Annotated in this window: 13 protein-coding genes, 1 pseudogene and 1 riboswitch; of the genes and pseudogenes, 6 read left to right on the forward strand and 8 right to left on the reverse strand. The window is 63.0% G+C overall.

All coding sequences use genetic code 11. The features are described 5' to 3' along the window. Positions 1 to 75: 75 nt before the first annotated feature. On the reverse strand, positions 76 to 2,091 hold the full coding sequence (gene uvrB, locus NUV89_RS14355) for an excinuclease ABC subunit UvrB (RefSeq protein WP_257781833.1): 2,016 nt from the start codon (positions 2,089 to 2,091) through the stop codon (positions 76 to 78). A 343-nt stretch (positions 2,092 to 2,434) separates the two neighbouring features. On the opposite strand from uvrB, the gene NUV89_RS14360 reads away from it, so the two are divergent. Both NUV89_RS14360 and NUV89_RS14365 read left to right on the forward strand, forming a co-directional pair. Then, positions 2,435 to 3,631: an amino acid aminotransferase gene (locus tag NUV89_RS14360; protein WP_257781834.1), complete on the forward strand. Its 1,197-nt coding sequence runs from the start codon at positions 2,435 to 2,437 to the stop codon at positions 3,629 to 3,631. Between the two features lie 99 nt (positions 3,632 to 3,730). Then, positions 3,731 to 3,940, forward strand: coding sequence for a hypothetical protein (locus NUV89_RS14365; protein ID WP_257781835.1), 210 nt, complete (start codon positions 3,731 to 3,733; stop codon positions 3,938 to 3,940). A gap of 108 nt (positions 3,941 to 4,048) precedes the next feature. Here NUV89_RS14365 and NUV89_RS14370 read toward each other — a convergent pair whose 3' ends face one another. Continuing rightward, positions 4,049 to 4,921: a LysR family transcriptional regulator gene (locus NUV89_RS14370; protein ID WP_124525747.1), complete on the reverse strand. Its 873-nt coding sequence runs from the start codon at positions 4,919 to 4,921 to the stop codon at positions 4,049 to 4,051. 103 nt (positions 4,922 to 5,024) lie between these two features. Here NUV89_RS14370 and NUV89_RS14375 point away from each other — a divergent pair, with 103 nt between their 5' ends. The 4 genes from NUV89_RS14375 to NUV89_RS14390 all read left to right on the forward strand — a co-directional run bounded on the left by NUV89_RS14375 (position 5,025) and on the right by NUV89_RS14390 (position 9,630). After that, complete coding sequence (locus NUV89_RS14375; protein ID WP_257781836.1) at positions 5,025 to 6,407, forward strand: aldehyde dehydrogenase family protein; 1,383 nt, start codon at positions 5,025 to 5,027, stop codon at positions 6,405 to 6,407. Positions 6,408 to 6,546: 139 nt separating this feature from the next. Further along, positions 6,547 to 6,741, forward strand: a riboswitch (cobalamin riboswitch). A gap of 116 nt (positions 6,742 to 6,857) precedes the next feature. Next, entirely contained in the window at positions 6,858 to 7,868 is a 1,011-nt protein-coding gene (locus tag NUV89_RS14380) for an ABC transporter substrate-binding protein (RefSeq protein ID WP_257781837.1), read from the forward strand. Next, complete coding sequence (locus NUV89_RS14385; RefSeq protein WP_257781838.1) at positions 7,865 to 8,869, forward strand: iron ABC transporter permease; 1,005 nt, start codon at positions 7,865 to 7,867, stop codon at positions 8,867 to 8,869. Before NUV89_RS14380 ends, NUV89_RS14385 begins: the two co-directional genes overlap by 4 nt. Then, positions 8,866 to 9,630, forward strand: coding sequence for an ABC transporter ATP-binding protein (locus NUV89_RS14390; protein WP_257781839.1), 765 nt, complete (start codon positions 8,866 to 8,868; stop codon positions 9,628 to 9,630). The genes NUV89_RS14385 and NUV89_RS14390 overlap by 4 nt, the downstream gene beginning before the upstream one ends. Before the next feature lie 123 nt (positions 9,631 to 9,753). On the opposite strand, the gene NUV89_RS14395 is transcribed toward NUV89_RS14390, so the two are convergent. The 6 genes and pseudogenes from NUV89_RS14395 to NUV89_RS14420 all read right to left on the reverse strand — a co-directional run bounded on the left by NUV89_RS14395 (position 9,754) and on the right by NUV89_RS14420 (position 13,861). Further along, positions 9,754 to 10,263 carry a GNAT family N-acetyltransferase gene (locus tag NUV89_RS14395; protein ID WP_257781855.1) on the reverse strand — a complete coding sequence of 170 codons (510 nt, stop codon included), beginning with the start codon at positions 10,261 to 10,263 and terminating at the stop codon, positions 9,754 to 9,756. After that, positions 10,261 to 11,169 (reverse strand): annotated as a pseudogene (locus tag NUV89_RS14400) (alpha/beta hydrolase fold domain-containing protein); the annotation flags it as partial. The pseudogene NUV89_RS14400 and the gene NUV89_RS14395, both read right to left, overlap by 3 nt. Further along, positions 11,169 to 11,609, reverse strand: a complete 441-nt coding sequence (locus NUV89_RS14405) for a TspO/MBR family protein (protein ID WP_257781840.1) — start codon at positions 11,607 to 11,609, stop codon at positions 11,169 to 11,171. The pseudogene NUV89_RS14400 and the gene NUV89_RS14405, both read right to left, overlap by 1 nt. A gap of 239 nt (positions 11,610 to 11,848) precedes the next feature. Next, the gene (locus NUV89_RS14410; protein WP_257781841.1) at positions 11,849 to 12,412 is read right to left on the reverse strand and encodes a nucleotidyltransferase family protein; all 564 of its coding nucleotides are present in this window, start codon (positions 12,410 to 12,412) and stop codon (positions 11,849 to 11,851) included. A gap of 233 nt (positions 12,413 to 12,645) precedes the next feature. Beyond that, a complete protein-coding gene (locus NUV89_RS14415) occupies positions 12,646 to 12,879 on the reverse strand; it encodes a hypothetical protein (RefSeq protein ID WP_017737886.1) in 234 nt (77 codons plus the stop codon). A 76-nt stretch (positions 12,880 to 12,955) separates the two neighbouring features. Next, complete coding sequence (locus NUV89_RS14420) at positions 12,956 to 13,861, reverse strand: LysR family transcriptional regulator (RefSeq protein WP_257781842.1); 906 nt, start codon at positions 13,859 to 13,861, stop codon at positions 12,956 to 12,958. Between the last annotated feature and the right edge of the window lie 34 nt (positions 13,862 to 13,895).

Below are 13,895 nucleotides of genomic sequence, written 5' to 3' on the forward strand. Positions count from 1 at the left end.
GCATTTCAAAGTTGGAACACGGTCAAGTGTGGGAGCGGGCTTGCTCGCGAAGAGGCCAGTACAGCCACTACAAAATCAGACAGCCAGTAGTCGCTCGCGCAACTTGCCAATCTCATCCCGCGTCTGCGCCGCCGCCTCAAACTCCAGATCCCGCGCCAACTGGTACATCTTCTCTTCCAACTGGCGAATCCGCTTGGTGATCTCACTCGGCGAGCGCAGTTCGTTTTCGTACTTGGCACTTTCCTCGGCGGCCTTGGCCATGCCCTTGCGCTTCTTGCTGCGCGAGCCCGGCACGACGGCGCCTTCCATGATGTCGGCGACATCCTTGAACACGCCCTTGGGCGTAATGCCATTGGCCAGGTTAAAGGCAATCTGCTTGTCGCGACGGCGTTCGGTTTCGCCAATCGCGCGCTCCATGGAGCCGGTGATGCGGTCGGCGTAGAGAATCGCCCGGCCATTGAGGTTACGCGCCGCGCGGCCGATGGTCTGGATCAGCGAGCGCTCGGAGCGCAGAAAGCCTTCCTTGTCGGCATCGAGGATCGCCACCAGCGACACTTCCGGCATGTCCAAACCTTCACGCAGCAGGTTGATCCCCACCAGCACATCAAAGGTGCCCAGGCGCAGGTCGCGGATGATCTCCACACGCTCCACGGTGTCGATGTCCGAGTGCAGGTAGCGCACGCGCACGCCGTGATCGGCCAGGTAGTCGGTCAAGTCTTCGGACATGCGCTTGGTCAACGTGGTGACCAGCACCCGCTCTTCCAGGGCCACGCGCTTGTTGATTTCGGAGAGCAAATCGTCGACCTGGGTCAGCGCCGGGCGGATTTCGATCTGCGGGTCCACCAAGCCGGTCGGGCGCACCAATTGCTCGATCACCCGGCCGGCATGCTCGGCCTCGTAGTTGCCCGGCGTGGCAGACACGAAGATGGTCTGCGGGCTGATGCTTTCCCATTCGTCAAAGCGCATCGGCCGGTTGTCCAGCGCCGATGGCAGGCGGAAACCGTATTCCACCAGCGTCTCTTTACGCGAACGGTCACCCTTATACATCGCGCCAACCTGCGGCACGCTGACGTGGGATTCGTCGATCACCAGCAACGCGTCGGCGGGCAGGTAGTCATACAACGTCGGCGGCGGCGCGCCGGATGCGCGGCCTGAGAGGTAGCGCGAGTAGTTTTCGATGCCGTTGCAGTAACCCAGCTCCAGGATCATCTCCAGGTCGAAGCGGGTGCGCTGCTCCAGGCGCTGGGCTTCCACCAGCTTGTTATTGGAGCGCAGGTATTCGAGGCGCTCGGCCAGTTCCACCTTGATGTGCTCGACGGCGTCCATCAAGGTTTCCCGCGGCGTGACGTAGTGGCTTTTCGGATAGAAGGTGAAGCGCGGCAGCTTGCGGATCACCTCGCCGGTCAACGGGTCGAAGGCCGACAGGCTCTCGACTTCATCGTCGAACAGTTCGATGCGGATCGCTTCCAGGTCGGATTCGGCCGGGTACACGTCGATCACATCGCCGCGCACGCGGAAGGTGGCGCGGGCAAAATCCATGTCGTTGCGGGTGTATTGCAAATCCGCCAGGCGGCGCAGCACTTCGCGCTGGTCGAGTTTGTCGCCGCGATCCACGTGCAGCACCATCTTCAGATAGCTTTCCGGGCTACCCAGGCCGTAGATGCACGACACCGTGGTGACGATGATCGCGTCCTTGCGCTCAAGCAACGCCTTGGTCGCCGACAGCCGCATCTGCTCGATGTGGTCGTTGATCGACGCATCCTTCTCGATAAAGGTATCGGAGGACGGCACATAGGCTTCGGGCTGGTAGTAGTCGTAGTAGGAAACGAAATACTCGACGGCGTTGTTCGGGAAGAACGACTTGAACTCGCCATACAACTGCGCGGCCAGGGTCTTGTTCGGCGCCAGCACCAAGGTGGGCCGGTTGACCTGGGCGATCACGTTGGCAATGCTGAAGGTCTTGCCCGAACCGGTCACCCCGAGCAGCGTCTGGTGGGCCAGGCCGGCCTCGATGCCTTCGACCATCAGGCGAATCGCCTCGGGTTGATCGCCGGCGGGTTCAAAGCGGGTGACGAGTTGGAAATCCGACATAACGTACCTCTTGAAGTCACCCCAGACTGTAAACCCGTCGGGAACGAAAAAGACCGCCCCCCGCGAAGATTCAGAGCGGGCAGCAGGAAAAAACCATGATAGCCGTAGAAGTGGTGGCGAATGTGACGGGTTTCAAGGCAATCGTCCTACACGCCTTGCGCGGCCAATGTTGCAATAAGACTAACGGTCAGCAAATAAACCGAAAAACTTGGCCGAAAAGCCGTTTCGGTTGTCGCCTCAGGCGGTGATGGCCTCTATACTAGCTCCCCGTTTGTGCACCGCTCTAGTGCATTCGGCTGGAGCGCGACACGTCCCTCCTTTCCCCCATAGAGCTGCCGCAAAAATGAGCCTGTTCTCCGCTGTCGAAATGGCACCACGCGATCCAATCCTGGGCCTCAACGAAGCATTCAACGCCGATACACGTACCACCAAGGTCAACCTTGGCGTAGGCGTTTACTGCAACGAGGAGGGGAAGATTCCACTCTTGCGTGCCGTTGCCGAAGCGGAAGCCATTCGCGTGGCGCAACACGCCGCCCGTGGCTACTTGCCAATCGACGGCATCGCGGCCTACGACAAGGCCGTGCAAACCCTGCTGTTTGGCGCTGAATCGCCGCTGCTGGCCGCTGGCCGCGTCACCACCGTGCAAGCAGTTGGCGGCACCGGCGCGCTGAAAATCGGCGCTGACTTCCTCAAGCAACTGCTGCCAGACGCCGTCGTCGCCATCAGCGACCCAAGCTGGGAAAACCACCGCGCGCTGTTCGAAACCGCCGGCTTCCCGGTGCAGAACTACCGCTACTACGACGCCGCGACCCACGACGTCAACCGTGCCGGCCTGCTCGAAGACCTCAACGCCCTGCCGCCACAGTCCATCGTGGTGCTGCACGCCTGCTGCCACAACCCGACCGGCGTCGACCTGAGCCCGGCCGACTGGCAGAACGTGCTGGACGTGGTCAAGGCCAAGAACCTCGTGCCGTTCCTCGACATGGCCTACCAGGGCTTTGGCGACGGCATCCACGAAGACGCCGCTGCTGTACGCCTGTTCGCTGAATCGGGCCTGACCTTCTTTGTGTCCAGCTCGTTCTCCAAGTCGTTCTCGCTGTACGGCGAACGTGTCGGCGCGCTGTCCATCGTCGGCGAGTCCAAGGAAGAAAGCGCGCGCATCCTGTCCCAGGTCAAACGCGTGATCCGCACCAACTACTCCAACCCGCCGACCCACGGCGCCGCGATTGTCGCTGCCGTGCTCAACAGCCCTGAACTGCGCGCCCAGTGGGAAGCCGAACTGGCCGAGATGCGCCTGCGCATCCGTGGCATGCGCGAGCAGATGGTGAGTGAGCTGGCCAAGGCCGCTCCGGGCCATGACTTCAGCTTTGTCGGTCACCAGCGCGGGATGTTCTCCTACTCCGGCCTGAGCGTTGAACAGGTCTCCCGCCTGCGCAACGAGTTCGGCATCTACGCCCTCGACACGGGCCGTATCTGTGTCGCAGCGTTGAACCAGTCGAACATCGACGCGGTCACAAAGGCAATCGTTCAGGTGCTGTAAGCCGGTAACCGTTGCACAGAAGGGGAAGCCAATGGCTTCCCCTTTTTTGTCGTCAGCCCCTAGACTGAACCTTGCCCGCCCCTTTGCTGTGAGAGCCTTATGAGAAACGACGACCTGGACCTGCGTGCCGACCGTGACGAGCTGGATGATTACACGCCGCGTGCGCCGCAGGTTAAACGGCAGAAAAGCCTGGTTTTGCAAGTGGCGCTGGGTGTGTTCCTTGGTGGTTTGGCGTTGTGGCTGGTGCAACTGGGTGCGACGGCGCTGATGACCAAATTTGCGATGGGAACCCTGCAATTCGGCGGCTGATGAAGTTCAAAAATGTGGGAGCGGGTTTGCTCGCGAATGCAGTGTGTCAGGCGATACATGTGTAACTGAACCACCGCATTCGCGAGCAAGCCCGCTCCCACATTGGATCTACGTCGCTACTAGATTGCGTTCCTCTAGCAGTTTTACGAAGCTGTTTAGACTCTGCGACACCGTCCCCCGCCGCCAGATCAGCCACGTGTGCAACACCCGAAAGCTGTCCATCAGCGGCCAAACGCTCACCGCCGCAAACCCCGGCATGCTTTCCAGCATGCTGCGCGGCATCAGGGCCAAGCCTGCGCCGGCGCTGACGCAGGCGAGCATGCCGTGGTACGACTCGATCTCGAAGATCTTGCCCGGCACCGCGCCATCCTGGGAGAACCAGCGTTCAAAGTGGTGCCGGTAGGAGCAGTTCGAGCGAAAGGTGTAGATGTTCTCGCCATTCACATCCTGGCCCCGGGTGATCGGCGCGTGATGCAGCGGCGCGATCACCACCATCTCTTCTTCAAACACCGCCACGCCTTCCAGCGTTGCATGCAACACCGGCCCATCGACAAACGCCGCCGCCAGGCGCCCCGACAGGACGCCTTCGATCATCGTGCCCGACGGCCCGGTGCTCAGGTCCAGTTCGACTTTGGTGTGTTTCTGGTTGTAGGCCGCGAGCAAAGCAGGGATACGCACCGCCGCCGTACTTTCCAACGACCCAAGGGCAAACGCGCCCTGGGGCTCCTCCCCCGCCACCGTTGCGCGGGCTTCTTGCACCAGGTCGAGGATGCGCCGCGCGTAGCCGAGGAAGTTCCAGCCCGCCGGCGACAGGCGCAGGCGGCTCTTCTCGCGGATAAACAACTCCACGCCCAGGTCCTGCTCCAGTTGCTTGATACGGGTGGTCAGGTTCGACGGCACCCGATGAATCAACTGCGCGGCGGCGCTGATGCTGCCTTGCTCGGCAACGGCCTTGAAGATTTCCAGCTGCACCAGGTCCAAGTCATTCTCCAATCGTGAACGTATTGCTTAATATTATTCAGTTTCCAGAAAAGAGCCAGCCCCGTAGGCTGAACCCCACTTACTCATTCAGCAGGACGGTGCCATGAACGCGACCACCCACGCCCTCTCGATCAACCCGGCCAACGGCGAAACAGTCGGCAGCTACCCGTACGAGTCCGAGTCGCAACTGGACGCCGCCCTCGACCGTTCCACCGCCGCCTTCCGCAGCTGGAGCAGCCAGCCGGTCAGCCAGCGCGTCGAGCGGTTGCTGGCCCTGGCCGCCGCCCTGCGCGAACAAGCCGAAGACATGGCGCAGATGATCACCCTGGAAATGGGCAAACCCATCGCCCAGGCCCGCGCCGAAATCGAAAAATGCGCCCAGCTCAGCGAGTGGTACGCCGCCCAAGGCCCGGCCATGCTCGCGCCGGAACCGACCCGGGTGGACAACGGCAGCGCCCATATCGAATACCGCCCGCTGGGCCCGATCCTCGCCGTGATGCCGTGGAACTTCCCGGTCTGGCAAGTGCTGCGCGGCGCCGTGCCGACGATGCTCGCCGGCAACACCTACGTGCTCAAACACGCACCGAACGTGATGGGCAGCGCTTACCTGATCCAGCAAGCGTTCAAAAAGGCCGGCTTTGCCGATGGCCTGTTCGAAGTGCTCAACGTGACCCCGGACGGCGTATCCAAGGCCATCGCCGACCCACGCATCGCCGCCGTCACCCTCACCGGCAGCGTACGCGCCGGTATCGCCATCGGCTCCCAGGCCGGCGCGGCGCTGAAAAAGTGCGTGCTGGAACTGGGCGGCTCCGACCCGTTCATCGTGCTCAACGACGCCGACCTCGACGCCGCGGTGCAAGCTGCGCTGATCGGCCGCTTCCAGAACAGCGGCCAAGTCTGTGCCGCCGCCAAGCGCCTGATTGTCGAGACCGGTGTGGTGGACGCGTTCACCGCCAAGTTCCTTGAGGCCAGCCGTGCCCTGGTGATGGGCGACCCAACCTCGACCGCGACCTACATCGGCCCGATGGCCCGCTTCGACCTGCGCGACGAGCTGCACGGCCAGGTCCAGGCCACCCTGGAAGAAGGCGCGACCCTATTGCTGGGCGGCCATAAAGTCGCCGGCGCAGGCAACTACTACGAGCCCACCGTACTGACAGACGTCACCGACCAGATGACCTCGTTCAAACAGGAACTGTTCGGCCCCGTCGCCTCGATCATCACCGCCCGCGACGCCGACCACGCCGTGGCACTGGCGAATGACAGCGAGTTCGGCCTCACGGCCAGCATCTTCACCACCGATGCGGCGAAAGCCCGCGATATCGCCAACCGACTGGAAACTGGTGGGATCTTCGTCAACTCGTTCAGCGTCTCCGACCCTCGGGTCGCGTTTGGCGGGATCAAGAAAAGTGGCTTTGGCCGTGAGCTGTCGCACTTCGGCGTGCGGGAATTCTGCAATGCGCAGACCGTGTGGCTGGATCGTAAATAACCCAGGCAACATCTCTACCATCAGTGCCGCCGCCTTCGCAGCCTCGCTGGCGCTCGACAGCTCCCACATGAACCAGTTCCTACAGGTATCGCATTTGTTCTGCGATTTCCCCGTTGCAACTCCCCCTTCGCAGCCCGATCGACTACCATGGCGCGCCGGTTCCCGAAGGGGACTAACAGGGAATCCCAAGCGCGCCCCATCGCGCCAATCGGAACTGCCCCCGCAACTGTAGGTGCCGAGCCTGCTCCCCACTGCCACTGGACACTGTCCGGGAAGGCCGGAGCGAGGCGATGACGCACAAGTCAGGAGACCTGCCGGCCCAGCGTTATCACCAACCGGCGGGGTGTCCGGGAAGGACATCCTTGCGCGGCCCCGGCGGCCGTATCCGTGGGTGTATTTCCACTACCGTACCTCCCCAGTCCACTGTACGGTCCCAACGGAGATTGCCCCATGCTGCCACGCGTTACCGCCCTGCTTACCGGCCTGGGCTTCTGTGCCCTGGCCCACGCCGCGCCGACCCACTATCCGCTGACGCTGGAAAACTGCGGCAGCACCCTCAACTTCCAACAAGCCCCGACGCGCAGCGTGACCATCGGCCAGGCCGCCACCGAGATGCTCTACGCCTTGGGCGTGGGCGAGAAAGTGGTCGGCACGTCGCTGTGGTTCAACAACGTACTGCCGCAGTTCAAGACCCTGAACGACGGCATCGAGCGCCTGGCCAATAACGAGCCGAGCTTCGAAGCGGTGATCGCCAAGCGCCCGCAACTGGTGGCCGCCGAGCTGGAATGGGTGGTCGGCGCGCAAGGCGTGGTGGGCACCCGCGAGCAATTCCATGAGCTGAAAATCCCTACCTACCTGCTGCCTTCCGACTGCGAAGGCAAAGACAACCTGGTGGGCGCCGACGGCACGCGGCTGGAGCCGTTTAGCATCGACACCATCTATAAAAGCATCAGCCAGTTGGCGGCGATTTTCGACGTGCAGGATCGCGGCCAACAACTGAACGACGAACTCAAGGCACGCCTGGCCAAGTCCGTCGCCACCGTGCAGAGCAAAGGCCTCAAGCAGGCCAGCGCGCTGGTGTGGTTCTCCAGCGCCGAGATGGCCAGCGATCCCTACGTGGCCGGCCACAAGGGCATCCCCGAATTCATGCTGCAAACCCTCGGTTTGCACAACGTGGTGCAGTCCGATGAAGAATGGCCCGCCGTCGGCTGGGAAACCATCGCCAAGGCCAACCCGACCTTCCTCGTCATCGCGCGCATGGACCGCCGCCGCTACCCCGCCGACGACCACGAGAAGAAACTCGCCTTCCTGCGCAGCGACCCGGTCACGCGCAATATGGACGCGGTGAAACACAACCGCATCATCATCCTCGACGCCCTGGCGTTGCAGGCCAGCATCCGCATGTTCGATGGCCTTGAACAACTGGCCACGGCCATCGACGGCTACGACCTGCCGCAATGATCCGCGCCCTCCTCGCCCTGGCCCTGCTCCTGGCCGCCGTACTCGCCGGCGTGGCCATCGGCGAAACCGCCATCTCGCCGCAGGTCGTGCTCCAGGTGCTGGCCAATAAACTGTGGGGCGCCGGCTACGTGCTGGACCCCATCGATGAAGGCGTGGTGTGGAACTACCGCCTGACCCGCGCCCTGGTCGCCGCCGCATGCGGTGCCGGGCTGGCGACCTGTGGGGTGATCCTGCAGTCGCTGCTGCGCAACCCATTGGCCGACCCGTACCTGCTGGGCATCAGCGCCGGCGCCTCGACTGGTGCGGTGTTGGTGGCGTTGATCGGCGTGGGCGGTGGGTTGATTTCGTTGTCGGCGGGCGCATTTGTCGGTGCGATGGCCGCGTTCGCCCTGGTGATTTTGCTGGCGCGGGCCAGCGGTTCGTCCAGCGGCACCGGGCAGATCATCCTCGCGGGCATTGCCGGCTCACAGCTGTTCAATGCGCTGACCGCCTTCCTCATCACCAAATCCGCCAGTTCCGAACAGGCGCGCGGCATCATGTTCTGGTTGCTGGGCAACCTCAGCGGGGTGCGCTGGCCCTCGGTGTGGCTGGCGGTGCCGGTGGCGCTCGTGGGCTTGGCGGTGTGCCTGTGGCATCGCCGCGCGCTGGATGCGTTCACCTTTGGCAGCGACTCGGCGGCGTCCCTCGGCATCCCGGTGCGGCGCGTGCAGTTTGTGCTGGTGGGCTGTGCAGCGCTGGTGACGGCGGTGATGGTGTCGATTGTCGGCTCCATCGGCTTTGTCGGGCTGGTGATTCCCCACGCCGTGCGCCTGCTGCTGGGCACAGGGCATTCGCGCTTGCTGCCGGCCAGTGCGCTGGGCGGTGCGCTGTTCTTGATTGCAGCGGATGTGCTGTCGCGCAGCTTGATAAAGGGCCAGGTGATTCCCGTCGGCGTGGTCACGGCACTGGTCGGCGCGCCGGTGTTTGCGCTGATCCTGATTGGCCGGAGGAACGCACGATGAGCGTGCTCAGCTGCCGTAGCCTGGGCTTCAAGGTGCGCGACGCCGAGTTGCTGCGCGATATTCACCTGGACGTAGCACAGGGGGAAACCCTCGGCATTGTCGGGCCGAACGGCTCCGGCAAATCCACCTTGCTCAAGCTGCTGGCCGGGTTGCGTGCACCGGCGTCTGGTGAGGTGTGGCTGGGCGGCCAGCGCCTGGGGCAGTTATCCCGCCGCGTGATTGCGCAGCAACTGGCGGTGGTCGAACAACAAGCCGACACCGACGACGCCATCCGCGTATTCGACGCCGTGGCCCTGGGCCGCACGCCGTGGCTGTCGGCGCTGAGCCCGTGGTCCGCTGACGACGACAGCATCGTGCGCCAGGCCCTGCACGACGTGGACGCCACCCACCTGAGCCAACGCGCGTGGCGCAGCCTCTCCGGCGGCGAACGCCAACGCGTACACATCGCCCGCGCCCTGGCGCAGCGGCCGCAGATTCTGTTGCTGGATGAACCGACCAACCACCTGGATATCCAGCATCAGCTGGCGATCTTGAAAGGCGTGCAGGCGCTGCCGGTGACGACGCTGATTGCGCTGCATGACCTGAACCAGGCACTGACCTGTGATCGCTTGGCCGTGCTGGATCGCGGGCGGTTGGTGGCGCTGGGCAAGCCGCTGGACGTGCTGACGCCGCAGCGGTTGCAGGAGACGTTCGGGGTGCAGGCGCATTACCTGACGGACCCGTTTGATGGGGCGCAGATCTTGCGGCTGCGCTCGAACTAAAGGCTTGTACACGAACACCCAAACACCACAAATCACCTGTGGGAGCTGGCTTGCCTGCGATAGCGGTGGGTCAGCCTGCATCTCTTTGACTGACGGACCGCCATCGCAGGCAAGCCACACACATTAGATCTGCGGTGTTCGCTGCATATGGGTTGTCTGCCACACCGGGTCAGCCTCGACATCAACCACTTCAAACCCCTGCCGAAGCCAAAAATCAATCGCCCCCGGCAAAAACGGGTGGGTATGCAGGTACATCACCTCCACCCCCTCCGCTTGCGCCGTTGCCTCCAGTGCGCGATACAACGCCGCCGCCAAGCCAAAGCGGCGAAACGCCGGCAGCACAAACAAGCGCACCACTTCCACCGTCTTGCGGCCCTGGTAATTGAGCTGGGGGAAGCGGTTGTCATACGGCAGGTAACCAATGGCAGCAACGATTTGACCGTCATGACAGGCGATCAGAAAGCGCCCGTCACCTTGAAGGTAGGTCGCCTCAAATTGCGCCAGATCATTCGGCACACCGGCATCGCTGAGCTTGGGAAACATCTCGGCGCGGGCCTGTTGTGCAAAGGCCAGCACCTGTGAAACATCATCCGCAGCCACCGGCCGGATGCCGAGAGGGTCTTCAAGGGACATCTTGTCCACGATCCACTGGCGACCATAAGCCAACACCTTGCCCGCCATCCCCACCGGAAAATGGATAAACCCATGGGCCGCCTCCGGCACCAAGTGCACCTGCGCGCCCGGCCATCGCTCAGCGATCAGCAGCGTGTCGTCCTTGAGCGGGTCCAACTCCCCGACAAACATCAACGCCGGTGGCAACCCGGTGAAGTCGCCATACAGCGGCGACAACGGCGGCTGCCGACGCTCGTCGTCACTCAACCCCGGCGTGAGCAGGCGCAGCGCTTCGACCATGCCGGGCCCGTCCAGCAGCAACGTGTCGGGGCCTGCGGCGCGTACGCTGGGTGTGCCAGAGAGGTCATAGACGCCGTAATACAACAGCGCGCCGCTGACCCGCGCGAGCAATTCCGGCCATTGCTTCAACGCCAGCAACGTCGCCGCCGCCAGGTGCCCGCCGGCCGATTCGCCGACGATGATTACCGGCAAGCCCGCAAATTCATCGGCGCTCAGCAACCAACGCGCGGCCGTGAGGCAATCCTCCATCACGCCTTGCACCGGCGTATCGACCGCCAGTCGATAATCCACCGACACCACCGCCACGTCGCAGGCGTTGACCATGCCCAGGTTGAGGTCGTCATCCATCTGCGCATTGCCGATCACCCAGCCGCCGCCGTGGATATCCAGCACCACGCCCTTGGGTTTGCCGCTGGGGCGCAGGATGCGCACCGGCACCGAGCCTGCGTACCGGGTTTCAGCCGCAGGGGCGCGTTTTAACCGTTGACCGGCACGTAGCAACGCCTGGATCACACGCGGCGTGAAGCGATTGCGGATCTTGAACCGCGGCAACCAGGCGAGCTTCTTGTTGAAGCGGCGCATCTCCGCCAGTTCGGTTGCGCTGGCGGGCCAGAGGTGGTGTGCCATCAGCGGTTATTGCGCAAAATGGAGAAATTCAACGCCGCCGCCACACACAGCCACGCCAGGTACGGGAACAGGATCAACCCGGTGATCAAATCCAGGCGCACCGCCAACACCACCATCGTCGCCACGGTCAGCCACAGCACCGCCAGAATCACCATCCCCGCGAGGATGCGATGGGCGCCGAAGAACACCGGCGTCCACAACGTGTTCAACGCAATCTGCGCCGCCCACAGCGCCAGCACCACTTGGCTGTCCGGGATCAGGCTGAGGCGGTAACCGGCCCAGGCCAGCAACAGGTAGATCAGCGTCCACGCCACCGGGAACAGCCAGTTGGGCGGGGTGAAGCTGGGTTTGACGAGGGATGCGTACCAGGCGCCGGGTTTGAACAGCATGCCGGTGCTGGCGGCGGCGGCGCAGGCGAGCAGGAAGATGAAGAAGGTCATGGTCGGTCCTTGGCTGGGCGTTTCAACTTGGACGTGTGGTAGGCGGGTAAAAGTTCATTGCCGATTGGGCCGGGAGGCAGGTTGTGGGGGTGACTGGGCTGGCGTCATCGCAGGCAAGCCAGCTCCCACATTCAACGGCGTTCACACATCAAAATGTGGGAGTTGTCGAGCTTTAGCGAGGCTACGAAGGGATCGCCGCGCACCACCTGCCGCCCCGCCCTATCCGCATCGCCTCAATGCTAAGTGGCCCCCACAATCCTGAGCCAGGGCCACCGCTCCTGATAACTCCTGGCCTTGCGCACAAACAATTCCGGCTCCGGGTGCAACGGATTGATCCGCAGCACACCCTGCTCCACATCCGCCAAGCCATACGGCGCATACACCTCGCCCGTCGCCACTTCCAGGCCGATGCAGGTGCCCGCCACCAGGTAGCGATCAATCCCGTCTTTTGCCGTGAGCAATTGTGGATACGGCCGGCCAAATCGCTGGCCATACCAAAGATGCACCCGCGCCTGATTCTTCACTTCCACGTTGACGCCCAGATCTTGAAACAACTGCTCTGCCGCACGAATCACGGCGTCCTCGGCTTCGTAGGACAGGTCTGTGTCGAAATAGAAAACGTCGTAGTCCTTTACGCCCTGAGCGGCAGGCAGGTTCGACTGATGATTCCACACCGCCTGGAACAGGCAGCCTGCGGTGAGAAAGCACTGGTCCAGGCCGAGAGCTGGCAGACGCGCAGTGATCTCGGCGTTGACGGGGTTGGCCATGGCCAGGTCGAGCAGGGTTTTGACGGTCAATGTCATGTGTACTCCTTGGACACTGTATGTGTTGGACCCTGCGACGCTACACCACCGCGTGGAAGTTTTCGTTACGGTAAGACGCCGCAGCTTCCCCTGTGGCGAGGGAGCTTGCTCCCGCTGGGGTGCGAAGCGCCCCCTTCGGCCACTGAGTTTTACCTGACTCTGCGCGCTGGCAGGTTTTGGGGCTGCTGCGCAGCCCAGCGGGAGCAAGCTCCCTCGCCACAGAGGTGGGTGATTTAGCCCTTCAACTCACTGGCCCGATGTGCCGCCGCATCGTCATACGCCACGTACAACGCCTCGGCGATCTGGCTTTTGATGGCCTTGGTCGATTCCAGGCCGAGCACAAACCCTTCGGCCTTGCCGCCAGCGCGGTTGAGTTCTTCGTGGGTGGAAGCGCCGGTGATGGCGTCCAGCAGCTTGCTGGCGTGCGGGCCGACGCCTTTGGGCAGGCTGATTTGGTCGATGGACATGGGCAGTACCTATAAAAGAAGGATCGGTAGCGCGTGGAACCACTGCCGGGGGTGGCATGGTAGACCGATATAGGCCTCAAGGGGCTGTTTTCATGAGATCCCGGCCAAACGCACCTTTCACAAAATCGACAAAGCTGCGTACCTTCGGCGTCACCCGACGATCCGCCGCATACAGCAGGTTCATCGGCGAGGCCGGCACGGTGTAACCCGGCAGCAATGCCAGCAGCGTGCCTTTGCGCAGCGCGTCATGCACCAGTTCCTGGGGCAGTAACACCACGCCCAAGCCCGCCACCGCCGCCGACAGCAGCGGGTCACCCTGATTAATCGTCAAACGGCTTGTAATCGGCACCTCCACCCGCCCCTGCGGGCCTTCGAAGTGCAGGTGTGAACGCCCGTCCGAATAGGCAAACGCCAGGCATTCATGCTCCTGCAAATCCCAAGGGCTGCTGATCGCCGGGCGACGGGCCAAGTAGGCCGGCGCCGCGCAGAGCACCATCTGATAGGGCTTGAGGGGCAAGGCCTTCAAGCCGCTGTCGGCCAATTCGCCGATGCGGAACACCACGTCGTAGCCATCCTCCACCAGATCCACCAGCTCGTTGGACAAGGTCAGGTCCACCGCCACCTGGGGAAACTTGACCATGTACTCCAGCAAACGCGGGGCCAACGAACTCACGCCAAACGTCACCGGCGCGTTGATGCGCAAGCGCCCGCTGGGCACGCCACGGGTCACGGCGGCCATTTCTTCGGCGGCGTCCATGTCTGCCAGGATCAGCTTGGCGCGCGGGTAGAAGGTGCGACCGAAGTCGGTCAGGCTCTGCTTGCGCGTGGTGCGGTGCAGCAGCGACACACCCAAGTGCTGCTCCAGCATCTTCACCTGCTTGCCGATCAGTTGTGGCGACAGGTTCAGCTCATCCGCCACCGCACTGAACGAGCCCAGCTCCACGGCTTTGACGAACGTGGCCATCAAGGTAAGACGATCCATTGGAAACCCATTGTTTCTAGTGTTGCGCCATCCT

This window comes from Pseudomonas sp. 18.1.10 (assembly GCF_024655625.1).
Classification (GTDB): Bacteria; Pseudomonadota; Gammaproteobacteria; order Pseudomonadales; family Pseudomonadaceae; genus Aquipseudomonas.